We start from the raw sequence: 14,530 nt of genomic DNA, 5'->3' as shown, positions 1-14,530 counted from the left end.
GACCGATGCCATCACACCGCACGGCCCGCCCGCAGAGCCCCACCGCCCCCCTCACCCACAGGAGCCCGGAACCGTGACGACGCTTGCGCTCGGACCAAGCTGGCTGGATCCGGACTACCTGCTGAACCAGTTCGGACTCTGGGGCCTGCTCCTGATCGTCTTCGCGGAGTCGGGCCTGCTCATCGGCTTCTTCCTGCCGGGCGACTCGCTCCTGTTCACCACGGGTCTGCTGATCACGACGAACAAGCTGGACACCCCGCTGTGGCTGGCCTGCGTCCTGATCGTCATCGCCGCGATCCTCGGCGACCAGGCCGGCTATCTCTTCGGCAAGAAGGTCGGCCCGTCGCTGTTCAACCGCCCGGACTCCAAGCTGTTCAAGCAGGAGAACGTGGTCAAGGCCCATGACTTCTTCGAGAAGCACGGACCGAAGTCCCTGGTCCTGGCCCGCTTCGTGCCGATCGTGCGGACGTTCACGCCGATCATCGCGGGCGTCAGCGGCATGCGGTACCGCTCGTTCATCACGTTCAACATCCTCGGCGGCATCCTGTGGGGCGCGGGCGTCACGCTGCTCGGCGCCTGGCTCGGCAAGCACGAGTTCGTCCACAAGAACATCGAGGCGATCCTGATCCTGATCGTCCTCATCTCGGTGGTCCCGATCATCGTCGAATTCCTGCGAGCCCGCTCCAAGGGCAAGAAGGAGGCCGCGCAGTCCCCGGCGGCCGCCACCGCCGCCACTGACGCCGCCGATGACCACGACGACTTCGGCGGCCACGGCGGCACGCAGTACGGGACGCACCAGTCCCAGCAGTCTCCGTACCCGCAGCAGCATCAGTACCCGGGCCAGCAGGGCGGCGGCCAGTACGGCGGCGCGGACGGCCAGAACTACCAGGCCCAGCAGCCGCAGTACGGCGACCACCAGACCCAGTTCCTGGGCCGCCAGCAGCCGCAGCACGTCGACCAGCACGCCCAGAACGCCCAGCACGACCAGCACGCCCAGCACGCCCAGCACCAGCAGCAGGGCTACCCGGCCCAGAACGCCCAGCCCGCGCAGCACCAGCAGTACCAGGGCCAGTACAGCGATCAGTACGGCAACCAGTACGAGGGCCAGCAGGGCGGCCAGCAGTACCAAGCCCCGTACGACCCCGCCGCCCAGCAGTACGACGGCCAGCAGTACCAGGGCCAGCAGCCTCAGCAGCCGCAGTACGGCGACCACCAGACCCAGTACCTGGGCCGCCAGCAGCCCCAGCAGCCCCCGTACCCCGAAGAGCCCCAGCAGCCCGGCAACCCCCGGTACTGACCGGAGGCGCCCTCGGACAGGCCCTAGAAGCCGCGCGTCCGCTTGGCCGCGCGGCGGCCCTTCTGACCTCCGGCCGCCCGCGGCGCCTTGAGGAAGAGGCGGGACAGCTCGCCGCCCAGGTTCACGCCGATCGCGATGGCGAGCGCCAGGGCGGCCGCCTTGGAGAGCGAGGCCAGCCCCGGGTTGAGGTTGTTCCTGGCGATCTCAAGAAGCCCGAAGTACGTGGCGCTACCGGGAAGCAGCGGCCCGATCGCCGCCGTCACGTACGGCAGCGCGGACGCGAACCGGTAGCGCGACAGGAGCTGGCCGAACAGGCCCACGAGCCCTGCCGCGACCGCCGTCGCCGCCACCGGCGAGATGCCCCCGGCGCGGGCGAGTGCGCCGAACACGACCCAGGCCACCCCGCCGTTCAGCGTCACCAGGAGCACGGTGGAACGTTCCTGCTGAAGCAGGATGGCGAAGGCCAGGCTCAGCGACATGGACGCGAGGATCTGGATCCACGGTCGGTCGGAGGAGTGGATCGACGTCTCCGGGTTGAGACCCGCGTCCAGGGTCACGCCCAGATAGAGCACCATCAGCACGCCGCAGACGATCCCGACGATCAGATACCCGACCTCCAGGAGCCGGGCGGCGGCGGTGATGTAGTAGCCGGTCAGGCCGTCCTGCACGCCCGCGACGAGCGCCCGCCCCGGGATCAGCGCGAACAGACCACCGGTGATCACCGCGGACGCCTTCACGTCCGGCAGGTCCAGCAGACTGATCGCCACACCCATCGCGGCCGGAGGCATCGCCGCGACCACGAACTGGTAGAACTCCGGCAGCCCGCGCCCCGCGCACAGCCACGCGAGCCGGTCGCCCAGCATCGCCCCGAGCGCGGCCGCCACGAACACCAGGACGTCACCGCCGACGAGCACGGCCGCCGATCCGGCGAGCAGCCCGGCCGCGCCCGTCAGCGCCCAGCCCGGGTAGGGGTGCCGGTTCCTGCGCAGCTCCGCGAGGCGCCGGTAGGCCTCCTCCAGGGAGATGTCGACGTCTTCGGAGCTGATGTCGTCCACGAGCCGGTAGACGGCCGACAGACGCGTGTAGTCGGTGCCCCGGCGGCGCACCGTGCGCGACGCCGTCACCGGGTCGTCCACGAGGGAGGGCTGGTACGAGATCGCGATCAGCGTGAACGTAACGTTCGGCTCGCACCGGTCCAGGCCGTAGGAGTGCGTGACGGCGAACATCGCCGCCTCCACGTCCTCCGCGCCCTCACCGCCCGCGAGCAGCAGCTCCCCGATGCGCAGGGTGAGGTCCAGGACGCGGGGCACGGCGGGCCCCTCGTCCTCCTCGTGCCGCTGTGTCGGCTCCGGCGCGGGGCGCTCGGCCACCGGCGTGCGCAGGATCGTGCGCATCCGGTCCTGCCAGGGCGCTTCCTTGACGAGCCGGACCACGGGGATCCCGCCGGGCGGGGTGAAGGCGGGCGGTTGCTGGGCGTCGTACGCGGGAGGTGGCGTGAACGCCGAGGACTCCTTGTCCTCGGGCAGCTGCGGGATCCGCAGACCCGTCGGGATCGTGAACTCCGATGACGGGTGGTCCTCCTCGGGCCCGGTCGCCTGGTCGACACCGCCGACGGGGGCGAAGGCGCTGTGCGCCTCGTCCGACTGCGGCTTGCGGTCCTCCTCCGCCTCTGCCACGGGTGTGATGCCTCGTTCCTGTGTACGTACGTGTCGTGCGCACCCTACGTACGTCAGTATGCGCACGAGGCACGTGAGTATGCGCACGCATCTGTCGGCGCACGCGAACGGGCCGCGTGCCCCCTAGAGGTCACGCGGCCCGTCGGCGAGGCTGGCTTCTCAGTGGCCGCCGTGGGCCTCGAAGCGCTTGTAGGAGGCCTCGATCTCGGCCTCGGCGTCGGTGCGGCCGACCCAGTCGGCGCCCTCGACGGACTTGCCGGGCTCCAGGTCCTTGTAGACCTCGAAGAAGTGCTGGATCTCCAGGCGGTCGAACTCGGAGACGTGGTGGATGTCGCGCAGGTGCTCCACGCGCGGGTCCGACGCGGGGACGCAGAGCAGCTTGTCGTCGCCGCCGGCCTCGTCCGTCATCCGGAACATGCCGATGGCGCGGCACTTGATGAGGCAGCCCGGGAAGGTCGGCTCGTCAAGAATGACCAGTGCGTCCAGCGGGTCGCCGTCCTCGCCGAGGGTGTTCTCCACGAAGCCGTAGTCAGCCGGGTAGCTGGTGGACGTGAAGAGTCGACGGTCCAGGCGGATACGGCCGGTCTCGTGGTCGACCTCGTACTTGTTCCGCGAACCCTTCGGAATCTCGATGGTGACGTCGAACTCCACGGGTGGCTCCTCCATGATCAGCACATACTTCGGGTGGTTAAGTGTCCCTCACGCAGATGTGTGATCGCGAAAGGGGCAGGTCGTCGTGGACGAGCGCAAGCCTGGGCAGCAGCTCGAGAAGCTGCTGCAGCTTCTGGGGCGGCTTGCCGTCAAGCCTCCCGCGAAACTCAGGACCTGGCAGCTCACGGCCGTCTCGGCCGCCGTCGGCCTCGTCGTCGCGGCCGTGGCGATCGCCGCGGCCGGCCCCTGGGACTCCTCCGGCCAGCGTACGGCCGAGCGGGACCTGGCGGCTTCCCTGGAAGCCGGGGGTGGCGCAGATCACGCCGGTGGGGCCGGTGGCGGAGCCCCGAACGCGGCCCCGAGCGCGCCCTCGGTGCTCGCAGGGATCGCCGGACCCGGCCGCAGCGCCCGCAAGGCGCCCGACACCGGCGGCAGGCGGCTCGCGGACGTCCTGCGCCCCCTCATGGACGACAAGAAGCTCGGCCCCGAGCGGTCCGGCGTGGTCGTGGACGTGGCCACGGGCAAGCGCCTGTACGGCAAGAGCTCGGGCCGGGCCCTGACGCCCGCGTCGACCACCAAGATCGCCACGGCGGTCGCGGCGCTCTCGGCCCTCGGCCCCGACCACCGCCTCACCACGAAGACGGTCATCCGCGGTGACTCCAGGGACTCCCGCGACGTCGTCCTCGTCGGCGGCGGCGACCCGACCCTGACCGCCCGCGGCGAGGGCCGGTACGTCGCCGAGTCCGCCAGCCTGCGCGAGCTCGCCGACGACACGGCGAAGGCCCTCAAGAAGCGCGGCGCCGACCAGGACGTCTCCCTGTCGTACGACACATCCCGCTACTCCGGTCCGCCGCAGCACCCCATCGGCCCCAACGAGAACATCGCCCCCGTCAGCGCCCTGATGGCCGACGAGGGCCGCCTGGACGACTCCTCGTCGGGGCCCGCGGCCCGCACCGCCGAGCCCGCGCGGGACGCGGCGCACAACTTCGCCAACCTGCTGCGCGAGCGCGGCATCGGCCTCAAGGCCGACCCGAAGTCCGGCAAGGCCCCCGAGAAGGCCGCCGAGCTGGCCCGGACCCGGTCGCAGCCCATGTCCGCCCTCGTCGAGCGGATGCTGACGCACAGCGACAACGACATCGCCGAGGCCCTCGCCCGCGAGACCGCCGTGGCCGGGGGCGAGCCCGCCAGCTTCGACGGCGCGGCCAGGGCGGTGCGGGCGCGGCTCGACAAGCTCGGACTGCCCCTCGACGGCGCCAGGTTCGCCGACGGCAGCGGCCTCGACCGCGACGACCGACTCTCCGCGAAGCTCCTCGCCGCCCTCCTCAAGCACGCGGCAGGACCGGGCCGCCCCGAACTGCGCTCCGCGGTCACGGGCCTGCCCGTCGCCGGCTTCACCGGCACCCTCGTCAACCGCTACCCCGACGCCTCCGCTGGCACCGGCGTCGTCCGCGCCAAGACCGGCACCCTCACCGGCGTCAACAGCCTCGCGGGCACCGTGGTCGACCCCCGGGGACGCCTCCTGGCCTTCGCCTTCATGACCACGGGGACGACGGACCCCCAGGGCGCCCAGTCGGCACTGGACGCGATGGCGTCGGCGTTGGCGGGCCGGGACGACTAGGCCCCCGCGCCCGCTGCCCCGCCACAGGGGCACCGGGCCCGTGTCCGGCCGGCCGGACAACGGCGCCCCAACCCCGTACACGGGCGCAGCCGACCACGTACCGTTGACACATGACGAGCCTCGGTGGTGCGGAGATGGTCGACTGGAATCTCGCGGTGGCGACCGCCACGCGACTCGTGCGGCCGGGCCCGGAGGTGAGCCGCGACGAGGCCCGCGAGGTCGTCGCGGAACTCCGCAGGCACGCCAAGTCCTCGGAGGCGCACGTCCGTTCGTTCACGAGGATGGGCACGGAGGACATCCACGACACCCCCGTCCTCGTGGTGGACCGCGCGGGCTGGGTCCGCGCGAACGTGGCGGGCTTCAGGGCGGTCCTGAAGCCGCTCCTGGAGAAGATGAAGGACCGCAGGGGCAGCGGCCCGGGCGGCGCGGTCCTGGGCGCGGTCGGCGGCAAGGTGACCGGCGTGGAGCTGGGCATGCTCCTGTCGTTCCTGGCCTCCAGGGTCCTCGGCCAGTACGAGACGTTCGCCCCGGCGACGAGGGAGCTGCCCGCGGCGGGCAACGGCGGCGGCCGCCTCCTCCTGGTGGCGCCGAACATCGTCCACGTGGAGCGCGAACTGGACGTGGACCCGCACGACTTCAGGCTCTGGGTGTGCCTGCACGAGGAGACGCACCGCACCCAGTTCTCGTCGGTGCCGTGGCTGCGCGACCACCTGGAGGGTGAGATCCAGTCGTTCCTCGGCGAGACCGAGGTCGACCCGATGACCGTCCTCGAACGCGTCCGCGAGGCCGCGCAGAGCCTGGCGGGCGGCCGCACGGACGGCGCGGAGGACGACGACGGCGGGCGCACGTTCGTGGAGCTCGTCCAGACCCCGGCCCAGCGCGAGATCCTGGCCCGCCTGACCGCCGTGATGTCCCTGCTCGAAGGGCACGCGGACTACGTGATGGACGGCGTAGGACCCGACGTCGTACCGTCCGTGACGGAGATCAGGGAGAAGTTCAAGGAGCGCCGCCAGCGCGGCGCGAGCCGCCTCGACCAGGCGCTGCGCAAGCTCCTCGGCCTCGACGCCAAGCTGCGGCAGTACCGCGACGGCGAGCGGTTCGTGCGGGCGGTCGTGGAGGAGGTCGGCATGGACGGCTTCAACCGCGTGTGGACCTCTCCGAACACGCTTCCCACCAAGGCGGAGATCGCCAAACCGGCGGACTGGGTCGCGCGGGTGCACCGTAAGGCAGACTGAGCGAACAGACGCGGCCGACGGCAGGAGAACGCCCCCGCAATCACCCGTCCGAGGGACCGTGAGCCATGGGTAGGCGTGCAATGCTCGGGTAACGGCTCGGTTCTGTCACCATCGACACACTCTGAGTGACTGAACCGAGGCTCACCCCCCGAACTTCATGAAGGGAACCAACCGGAATGGGTCCCCATCCTGCGGTCGCGGCGATACGCCTGGCGGTCCGCCGCGTACTTCACGACGTACTGACCGACGTAGCCACCCGGCGCACCCTCACCCCGCACCCCGGCACCCCCCACGTCCCGCACCCCCCGCACGAGCAGCCGCCCCCGCCGCTCGTGCTCGTGGCGTGCTCCGGCGGCGCCGACTCCATGGCGCTCGCCTCCGCACTGGCCTTCGAAGCCCCCAAGCTCGGCATCCGCGCCGGCGCGGTGACCGTCGACCACGGCCTGCAGCCCGGCTCCGACCTGCGCGCCGCCGAGGTCGTCACCCGCATGACCGCGCTCGGCCTCGACCCCATCGAGTCCCTGGTGGTGCACGTCGGCCGCGACGGCGGACCCGAGGCCGCCGCCCGCGACGCGAGGTACGCGGCCCTCGACGACGCCGCCGAGCGCCACGACGCCGCCGCCGTCCTGCTCGGCCACACCCGCGACGACCAGGCGGAGACGGTTCTGCTCGGCCTCGCCCGCGGCTCCGGCATCCGCTCCCTCTCGGGCATGGCCGCGGTCTCCGGGGCCGGTGGCCGGTACCGCAGGCCGTTCCTGCACCTGGACCGCCAGACCGCCCGCAAGGCCTGCATGGTGCAGTCCCTGCCGGTCTGGGACGACCCGCACAACGCCGACCCCGCCTACACCCGCTCCCGGCTGCGGCACGAAGGCCTGCCCGCCCTGGAGAAGGCGCTCGGCAAGGGCGTCGTGGAAGCCCTCGCGCGCACCGCGCAGCTCTCCCGCGACGACGCGGACGCCCTCGACGCCTGGGCCGCACAGGCCGAGTCGTCCGTGCGGGACGCCGGCGGCCTCCTGGAGTGCGCGAAGCTCTACGCGCTGCCGCCCGCGGTGCGCCGCCGCATCGTGCGCCGCGCGGCCATCGAGGCGGGCGCCCCGGCCGGCGCGCTGTTCGCCCGGCACATCGAAGAGGTGGACCGGCTGATCACCGGCTGGCGCGGCCAGGGAGCCATCAATCTCCCGGGCAAAGTGGTCGCACAGCGGCAGGGTGGCAGACTGGTCATCCGGCAAGGCTGACTGGGGAGCGTTTTCCCGACCGGCCGGTGGGACGACCGAAAGTGATACGGGTGGACGCGAACGACATGGGCACCGACCTTCAGTCGGTGCTCATCACCAAGGAAGAGATCGACGCGAAGCTGGCCGAGCTGGCCGCGAAGATCGACGCGGAGTACGCGGGCAAGGACCTGCTGATCGTCGGTGTGCTCAAGGGCGCCGTGATGGTCATGGCGGACCTGGCGCGCGCGCTGTCCACGCCGCTCACGATGGACTGGATGGCGGTGTCCTCCTACGGCGCCGGTACGCAGTCCTCCGGCGTGGTCCGCATCCTCAAGGACCTCGACACCGACATCAAGGGCAAGCACGTCCTGATCGTCGAGGACATCATCGACTCCGGCCTGACGCTGTCCTGGCTGCTCTCCAACCTCGGCTCGCGCGAGCCCGCCTCGCTGAAGGTGTGCACGCTCCTGCGCAAGCCCGAGGCCGCGAAGGTCGCGATCGACGTGGAGTGGGTCGGCTTCGACATCCCGAACGAGTTCGTCGTCGGGTACGGCCTGGACTACGCCGAGAAGTACCGCAACCTCCCGTTCGTCGGAACGTTGGCTCCGCACGTGTACGGCGGCTGACTTCCCGGGAACCCTCGGCCGCTTCCCGCCGTTGGAGCATGGAGAGGCGGGTTTGCCAGCCGTCCCGTGCGGCTTCGGGTGACAATGCTGGGGTACCGTCCGAAGAACAGTCTTTATCAATCTCACTATGGCAGGAGGTACGGAGCGTCATCGCTCCGTGTGGATGGACGTGAAGCGATACTTCCGTGGGCCAGTCATGTGGATTGTGCTGGCCGTCCTTGCCGTGGTCGTGTTGATGCAGGTCGTCGGTTCGTCCGGTGGCTACAAGACGGTGGACACCGGCCAGGTCGTGCAGGCCATCGACGACAACAAGGTCGAGTCGGCCAAGCTCACCACCGGTGACGATCACACCATCAAGGTGGAGCTCAAGGACGGCCAGAAGGTCAAGGGCAGCAGCAAGATCCAGGCGAGCTACATCGGCGACCAGGGCGTCGAGCTCGCCAAGACGCTGCAGGCCAAATACGAGGACAAGCAGATCCCGGACGGTTACACCGTCTCCCCGTCGAAGCAGAACCCCTTCGTCGGCATCCTGCTGTCCCTTCTCCCGTTCGTCCTCATCGTCGTCGTGTTCCTGTTCCTGATGAATCAGATGCAGGGCGGCGGCAGCCGGGTCATGAACTTCGGCAAGTCCAAGGCGAAGCTCATCACCAAGGACACCCCGAAGACGACGTTCGCCGACGTCGCGGGTTCCGACGAGGCCGTCGAGGAACTCCACGAGATCAAGGAGTTCCTCCAGGAGCCGGCGAAGTTCCAGGCCGTCGGCGCCAAGATCCCCAAGGGCGTGCTGCTGTACGGCCCGCCCGGCACGGGCAAGACCCTGCTCGCGCGCGCCGTCGCGGGCGAGGCGGGCGTCCCGTTCTACTCGATCTCGGGCTCCGACTTCGTCGAGATGTTCGTCGGTGTCGGTGCCTCCCGAGTGCGTGACCTGTTCGAGCAGGCCAAGGCGAACGCCCCGGCGATCGTCTTCGTCGACGAGATCGACGCCGTCGGCCGGCACCGCGGTGCCGGTCTCGGCGGCGGCCACGACGAGCGCGAGCAGACGCTCAACCAGCTGCTCGTCGAGATGGACGGCTTCGACGTGAAGGGCGGCGTCATCCTGATCGCCGCCACGAACCGCCCGGACATCCTCGACCCGGCGCTCCTGCGCCCCGGCCGTTTCGACCGGCAGATCGCCGTCGACCGCCCGGACATGCAGGGCCGTCTGGAGATCCTCAAGGTTCACCAGAAGGGCAAGCCGGTCGCCCCGGACGTCGACCTGGGCGCGGTCGCCCGTCGTACGCCGGGCTTCACGGGCGCCGACCTGTCGAACGTGCTGAACGAGGCCGCGCTGCTCACCGCGCGCAGCAACCAGAAGCTGATCGACAACCACATGCTGGACGAGGCCATCGACCGCGTCGTGGCGGGCCCGCAGAAGCGGACCCGGATCATGTCCGACAAGGAGAAGAAGATCACCGCGTACCACGAGGGCGGACACGCCCTGGTCGCGGCGGCTTCTCCGAACTCGGACCCGGTCCACAAGATCACGATTCTGTCGCGCGGCCGCGCCCTCGGCTACACCATGGTCCTGCCGGACGAGGACAAGTACTCGACCACGCGCAACGAAATGCTCGACCAGCTGGCGTACATGCTGGGCGGGCGCGCGGCCGAGGAACTGGTCTTCCACGACCCGACCACCGGTGCCGCCAACGACATCGAGAAGGCCACGGCCACCGCTCGCGCGATGGTCACGCAGTACGGCATGACCGAGCGTCTGGGCGCGATCAAGTTCGGCGGCGACAACACCGAGCCGTTCCTCGGGCGCGAGATGGCGCACCAGCGGGACTACTCGGAAGAGGTCGCGGCGCTGGTCGACGAAGAGGTCAAGAAGCTCATCGAGACCGCGCACAACGAGGCCTGGGAGATCCTCGTCGAGAACCGCGACGTTCTCGACAACCTGGTCCTCCAGCTCCTGGAGCGGGAGACGCTCGGCAAGGAGGAGATCGCTGAGATCTTCGCCCCGATCGTCAAGCGCCCGGCCCGTCCGGCCTGGACGGGCTCCACCCGGCGTACGCCGTCGACACGTCCGCCGGTGCTCTCGCCGAAGGAACTGTCGCTGACGAACGGCGCGAACGGTGCCACCCCCGCGGTGACCGCCGGAGCGACCGGAGCGACCGGCACGAGCGAGACCCCGTCCCTCGAGGTGACCCCTGAGGACCGCCCCGAGAGCTGAGTCACATCCCGTCCCGGGCGCTCCACCAGGCCCGGAATGGATGCCGCGCCCCCCAGGTTCTAGCCTGGGGGGCGCGGCTGTTTTCGGCCGCCCGCACACAGGACCCAGGAACGAGGCACAGATGACCGACCCCGTGACGCTGGACGGCGAGGGCACGATCGGTGAGTTCGACGAGAAGCGGGCCGAGAACGCCGTGCGGGAGCTGCTCATCGCGGTAGGCGAGGACCCGGACCGTGAGGGCCTGCGGGAGACGCCCGGGCGGGTGGCACGCGCGTACAAGGAGATATTCGCGGGCCTGTGGCAGGAGCCGGAGGACGTCCTGACGACGACGTTCGACCTGGGGCACGACGAGATGGTCCTGGTGAAGGACATCGAGGTGATGAGTTCCTGCGAACACCACCTGGTGCCGTTCGTCGGCGTCGCCCACGTCGGGTACATCCCGTCCTCCGACGGCAAGATCACCGGACTGTCCAAGCTCGCCCGGCTCGTCGACGTCTACGCTCGCCGTCCGCAGGTCCAGGAGCGGCTGACCACGCAGATCGCGGACTCCCTGATGCAGATCCTGGAGCCGCGCGGGGTCATCGTCGTGGTCGAGTGCGAGCACATGTGCATGACCATGCGCGGTGTCCGCAAGCCCGGCGCGAAGACGATCACGTCGGCGGTCCGCGGGCAGCTGCGGGACCCGGCGACGCGCAATGAGGCGATGAGCCTCATCATGGCGCGGTGACGTCGGGACGGCTCCGGGGCACGCCGGACGGCTCCGGTTCGCGCCGGACGGCTCCGGCTCACGCTGCCGGCGCCGCGCCCCCGTGCTCGTCGTCCCCGTCCTCCGGGAGCTTGCAGACCCGCTCCAGGAAGAAGGCGGCCGCTATCACGCCGATGCCCGCGAGGACCGAGAACCCGGCGTAGTACGCCTGGTCCCGGCGGGCGGGGATGTCCAGGAACTCCAGCATGAAGACGCCCACGCCGCCGTACATCCCGCAGACCAGGGCGGCGACCAGGGCGCTTGCCTGGCCGAAGACGACCGCGCGGGCGGCCATCAGCGGCTCGACGCCCTTCGCGCCGGGGCGCCGCTCGCGCTGGGCCTTCAGGCGGGCGCGCAGCGAGATCGCCGTGGCGAGCAGCACCACGGCGATCAGCGCGAGGACGATGGGCGCGGCCAGGGGCACCCGGGGCAGCGTGCCCACGGAGTCCCAGAGCCGGGCCCCCGCCCAGGACAGCACTCCGGCGACGGCGAAGAGGCCTGCCAGCATCCTCACGCGCAATTGCTTCATTCCGGAGGTCGCCCCTTATGTCCCTTGCCGCATTTGTTGTGCCGTTGTGCCGTGCCGTCGTGCTGTGTCCGCGGCACGCGATCCGTGTGCTGTGGACCTAACGATTACTCGGGCAGCCGGAGTTCCAGGTCGACGCGCGGCGCGACGCCCTCGCGGCCGACCCCGGCGAGCAGCTCCGCGACCGGACCGCGGCCCGCGAGCTGTGCCTCGGGCTCGACGTCGTGCCACGGGGCGAGGACGAAGGCCCGCTCGTGCGCCCGCGGGTGGGGGAGCGTCAGGACCGGGTCGTCCGAGACCACGTCGGCGTACGCGACGATGTCGACGTCGATCGTGCGCGGGCCCCAGCGCTCGTCCCTGACCCGGTGGAAGGCCTCCTCGACGGCGTGCGCGCGCTCCAGGAGCGAGGCCGGGGGGAGCGTCGTCTTCACGACCACCACGGCGTTGAAGTACGACGGCTGAGAGCCGGGCTCGACGCCCCAGGGCTCGGTCTCGTACACCGGGGAGACCGCCTTGACCCGCAGGCCGGGGGTGTCCTCCAGGGCGTCGACGGCGCCCTGGAGGGTCTCCAGGCGGTTGCCCAGGTTCGACCCGAGGGAGATCACCGCGCGCTGGGGGTTGGAGAGCGTCGTGTCGGCGGCGTCCACCTGTTCCACGACGGACGTGGGGACCGGCTGGACGGTGGGGTCGCTGTGGGGGGTCATACGCGGCTCCGGGTGATGGTGACGGTCACGTCGTCGAACGGGACGGTGATCGGGGCGTCCGGTTTGTGGACCGTGACCTCGACCTCCAGGACGCCGTCGTGCTTCAGACAGGCCTGGGCGATGCGCTCGGAGAGCGTCTCGATGAGGTTCACCGGCTCGCCCTCGACGACGGCCACGACCTCCTCCGCCACGATGCCGTAGTGCACGGTCTTCGCCAGGTCGTCGTCGGCCGCGGCCGCCCGGGTGTCCAGGCCGAGGACCAGGTCCACGATGAAGGTCTGGCCCTCCTCGCGTTCCCGCGGGTACACACCGTGGTGCCCGCGCGCCTTCAGGCCACGCAGCGCGACACGATCCACGCGAATCACTCCTGACAGTCGTCGGTATCGGCCGGTTCCGCCGAGTGCGGTCGGCACACCAGCCACATTCGAATCTACCTGCGAGCACCGACAGTGTTCGCCCGCGGGGGCCGCCGGACGGCCCTCCCACGACGGTTCGCGGGTGCCCCTACCCACTCGGCGGCAGCCCGCCACCACTCATGCGGGTGTCTCGTCGTCCTCTTCGTCACCGGATTCGGCAAGCACGGGTGACGCGTGGTGCGACCACAGCTTCCAGCCGTCGGCCGTGCGCCGGAACACGTTCGTGGCGACCACGAGCTGCCCCACGAGCGGCCCCAGCTCGTCGCCCTCCTGCGGCGCCGGGCCCCCGCTGAGGATGTTCTCCGTGCAGGTCACCAGGGCCGTGTCACCGGCCACGCTGACGCGCAGGTCGGTGAGGAAGAACTGGATGTACTCGGTGTTGGCCATGATCAGCGCGTACGACCTGAGGACCTCGCCGCGGCCTGTGAGCACCGGCCAGCCCGGGTGCACGCAGGAGATCGCGGGCCCGTCCGACGCCGCGTCCGCGCCGTCGTCGCCGTCGTCGGGGCTGTCGGGGCCCTCGGGGTGGTCCGGGTCTCCGGTGGTCACCGTGCCCGCGCCGGTGTCGCCGTCCGGGTCCTGGGGCCCGGTGTACGTCTCCGCGTCGGCGAGGTCCGCGGCGTCCAGCCACAGGTCCGAGACGCCGTCGAAGTCACCGCGTTCCAGGGCTTCGTAGAAGGCGGTGTTGGCGAGCTCGACCTGCTCGACATCCGTCCGCGCGCGCGTCACTGAGCGCCCGCCTCCCCGGCCGCACCGGTGACCGCACGCGCGACCCGCACCGCGTCCGCCGTGGCCCGCACCTCGTGCACCCGCACCGCCCAGGCGCCCTGGTGCGCGGCGATCGCGGACACGGCCGCCGTGGCCGCGTCGCGCTCCCGCGCGGGCGGCGGCGCGCCCTCGGGGCCCGCGAGGACCCGGCCGAGGAAACGCTTGCGGGACGCGGCGACCAGGACGGGCCGGCCGAGCGCGTGCAGGCGGTTCAGATGGGCGAGGAGCGCCAGGTCGTGCTCGGCGTCCTTGGAGAAGCCGAGTCCGGGGTCGACGACGATGCGCTCCGGGGCGATCCCGCCGTCGATGGCGGCCGCCACGCGCGCGTGGAGCTCGTCGACGACTTCGGAGACCACGTCCGCGTACACGGGACGGGCGTGGATGTCGGCCAGGAAGCCGCGCCAGTGCATGACCACGAACGGCGCCTGGGCGGCCGCGACCGACGGCACCATGTCCGGGTCGGCGAGGCCTCCGGAGACGTCGTTCACGAGCACCGCGCCCGCGGCGAGCGCCTCCCGGGCCACCCGGGCCCGCATGGTGTCCACGGAGACCGTGACGCCCTCGGCGGCCAGGCCCCGTACGACGGGGACGACGCGCCGCAGCTCCTCGTCCTCGTCCACGCGCGAGGCGCCGGGGCGGGTCGACTCACCGCCCACGTCGACCAGGTCGGCGCCCTGGGCGACCAGGTCGATGCCGTGCTTGACGGCGGCCGTGGTGTCGAACCACCGGCCGCCGTCGGAGAAGGAGTCGGGGGTCACGTTCACCACCCCCATGACCGCACAGCGGTCCCACTGAGGCAGCCCTGCGACCGTTCCCCGCCCGCGCAACGTACTCATGCCTCAAGC

General features: G+C 71.1%; 14 protein-coding genes. 7 read left to right on the top strand and 7 right to left on the bottom strand.

The genetic code is table 11. The features are described 5' to 3' along the window. The first annotated feature begins 73 nt into the window (after window positions 1-73). Entirely contained in the window at window positions 74-1,297 is a 1,224-nt protein-coding gene (locus OO63_RS25655; RefSeq protein WP_030361061.1) for a DedA family protein, read from the top strand. 23 nt (window positions 1,298-1,320) lie between these two features. Here OO63_RS25655 and OO63_RS25650 read toward each other — a convergent pair whose 3' ends face one another. Together OO63_RS25650 and OO63_RS25645 are read right to left on the bottom strand one after the other, a co-directional pair. Continuing rightward, the gene (locus tag OO63_RS25650) at window positions 1,321-2,973 is read right to left on the bottom strand and encodes a threonine/serine exporter family protein (protein WP_030361060.1); all 1,653 of its coding nucleotides are present in this window, start codon (window positions 2,971-2,973) and stop codon (window positions 1,321-1,323) included. A 159-nt stretch (window positions 2,974-3,132) separates the two neighbouring features. Further along, window positions 3,133-3,624, bottom strand: a complete 492-nt coding sequence (locus OO63_RS25645) for an inorganic diphosphatase (protein ID WP_030361059.1) — start codon at window positions 3,622-3,624, stop codon at window positions 3,133-3,135. A gap of 85 nt (window positions 3,625-3,709) precedes the next feature. On the opposite strand from OO63_RS25645, the gene dacB reads away from it, so the two are divergent. The 6 genes from dacB (at window position 3,710) to folE (ending at window position 11,253) form a co-directional block, all read left to right on the top strand. Next, window positions 3,710-5,242, top strand: a complete 1,533-nt coding sequence (dacB, locus tag OO63_RS25640) for a D-alanyl-D-alanine carboxypeptidase/D-alanyl-D-alanine endopeptidase (RefSeq protein ID WP_030361058.1) — start codon at window positions 3,710-3,712, stop codon at window positions 5,240-5,242. Between the two features lie 110 nt (window positions 5,243-5,352). Further along, complete coding sequence (locus OO63_RS25635) at window positions 5,353-6,477, top strand: zinc-dependent metalloprotease (protein ID WP_030361057.1); 1,125 nt, start codon at window positions 5,353-5,355, stop codon at window positions 6,475-6,477. Window positions 6,478-6,653: 176 nt separating this feature from the next. Next, entirely contained in the window at window positions 6,654-7,712 is a 1,059-nt protein-coding gene (gene tilS, locus OO63_RS25630; RefSeq protein ID WP_030361056.1) for a tRNA lysidine(34) synthetase TilS, read from the top strand. A gap of 65 nt (window positions 7,713-7,777) precedes the next feature. Then, a complete protein-coding gene (gene hpt / locus OO63_RS25625; RefSeq protein WP_030361055.1) occupies window positions 7,778-8,317 on the top strand; it encodes a hypoxanthine phosphoribosyltransferase in 540 nt (179 codons plus the stop codon). 163 nt (window positions 8,318-8,480) lie between these two features. Next, entirely contained in the window at window positions 8,481-10,526 is a 2,046-nt protein-coding gene (gene ftsH, locus OO63_RS25620; protein WP_030361054.1) for an ATP-dependent zinc metalloprotease FtsH, read from the top strand. Window positions 10,527-10,647: 121 nt separating this feature from the next. After that, a complete protein-coding gene (gene folE, locus OO63_RS25615) occupies window positions 10,648-11,253 on the top strand; it encodes a GTP cyclohydrolase I FolE (RefSeq protein ID WP_030361053.1) in 606 nt (201 codons plus the stop codon). A 58-nt stretch (window positions 11,254-11,311) separates the two neighbouring features. Here the strand turns inward: folE and OO63_RS25610 are convergent, their stop codons facing one another. The 5 genes from OO63_RS25610 to folP all read right to left on the bottom strand — a co-directional run bounded on the left by OO63_RS25610 (window position 11,312) and on the right by folP (window position 14,521). Further along, window positions 11,312-11,800 (bottom strand): DUF3180 domain-containing protein, encoded by a 489-nt coding sequence (locus OO63_RS25610; protein WP_030361052.1) that lies wholly within the window; start codon window positions 11,798-11,800, stop codon window positions 11,312-11,314. A gap of 104 nt (window positions 11,801-11,904) precedes the next feature. Further along, window positions 11,905-12,501, bottom strand: a complete 597-nt coding sequence (folK, locus tag OO63_RS25605; RefSeq protein WP_030361051.1) for a 2-amino-4-hydroxy-6-hydroxymethyldihydropteridine diphosphokinase — start codon at window positions 12,499-12,501, stop codon at window positions 11,905-11,907. Then, window positions 12,498-12,857, bottom strand: coding sequence for a dihydroneopterin aldolase (gene folB, locus OO63_RS25600; RefSeq protein WP_030361050.1), 360 nt, complete (start codon window positions 12,855-12,857; stop codon window positions 12,498-12,500). Before folB ends, folK begins: the two co-directional genes overlap by 4 nt. A gap of 177 nt (window positions 12,858-13,034) precedes the next feature. Next, complete coding sequence (locus OO63_RS25595) at window positions 13,035-13,646, bottom strand: nuclear transport factor 2 family protein (protein ID WP_030361049.1); 612 nt, start codon at window positions 13,644-13,646, stop codon at window positions 13,035-13,037. Continuing rightward, window positions 13,643-14,521: a dihydropteroate synthase gene (gene folP / locus OO63_RS25590; RefSeq protein WP_078619356.1), complete on the bottom strand. Its 879-nt coding sequence runs from the start codon at window positions 14,519-14,521 to the stop codon at window positions 13,643-13,645. The genes OO63_RS25595 and folP overlap by 4 nt, the downstream gene beginning before the upstream one ends. Window positions 14,522-14,530 lie beyond the last annotated feature (9 nt).

Origin of the sequence: Streptomyces alboflavus (assembly GCF_000716675.1) — a bacterium.
Taxonomy (GTDB): domain Bacteria; phylum Actinomycetota; class Actinomycetes; order Streptomycetales; family Streptomycetaceae; genus Streptomyces; species Streptomyces alboflavus.
The sequence above is the reverse complement of the archived record's forward strand: the minus strand, read 5'-3'. Positions and strand labels throughout refer to the sequence as shown.

Coding starts and splice junctions, on each gene's coding strand:
- folE (WP_030361053.1), top strand. CDS start 10,648: ATGACCGACCCCGTGACGCTGGACGGCGAGGGCACGATCGGTGAGTTC.
- OO63_RS25610 (WP_030361052.1), bottom strand. CDS start 11,800: ATGAAGCAATTGCGCGTGAGGATGCTGGCAGGCCTCTTCGCCGTCGCC.
- folK (WP_030361051.1), bottom strand. CDS start 12,501: ATGACCCCCCACAGCGACCCCACCGTCCAGCCGGTCCCCACGTCCGTC.
- hpt (WP_030361055.1), top strand. CDS start 7,778: ATGGGCACCGACCTTCAGTCGGTGCTCATCACCAAGGAAGAGATCGAC.
- ftsH (WP_030361054.1), top strand. CDS start 8,481: ATGGACGTGAAGCGATACTTCCGTGGGCCAGTCATGTGGATTGTGCTG.
- OO63_RS25635 (WP_030361057.1), top strand. CDS start 5,353: ATGACGAGCCTCGGTGGTGCGGAGATGGTCGACTGGAATCTCGCGGTG.
- tilS (WP_030361056.1), top strand. CDS start 6,654: ATGGGTCCCCATCCTGCGGTCGCGGCGATACGCCTGGCGGTCCGCCGC.
- folP (WP_078619356.1), bottom strand. CDS start 14,521: ATGAGTACGTTGCGCGGGCGGGGAACGGTCGCAGGGCTGCCTCAGTGG.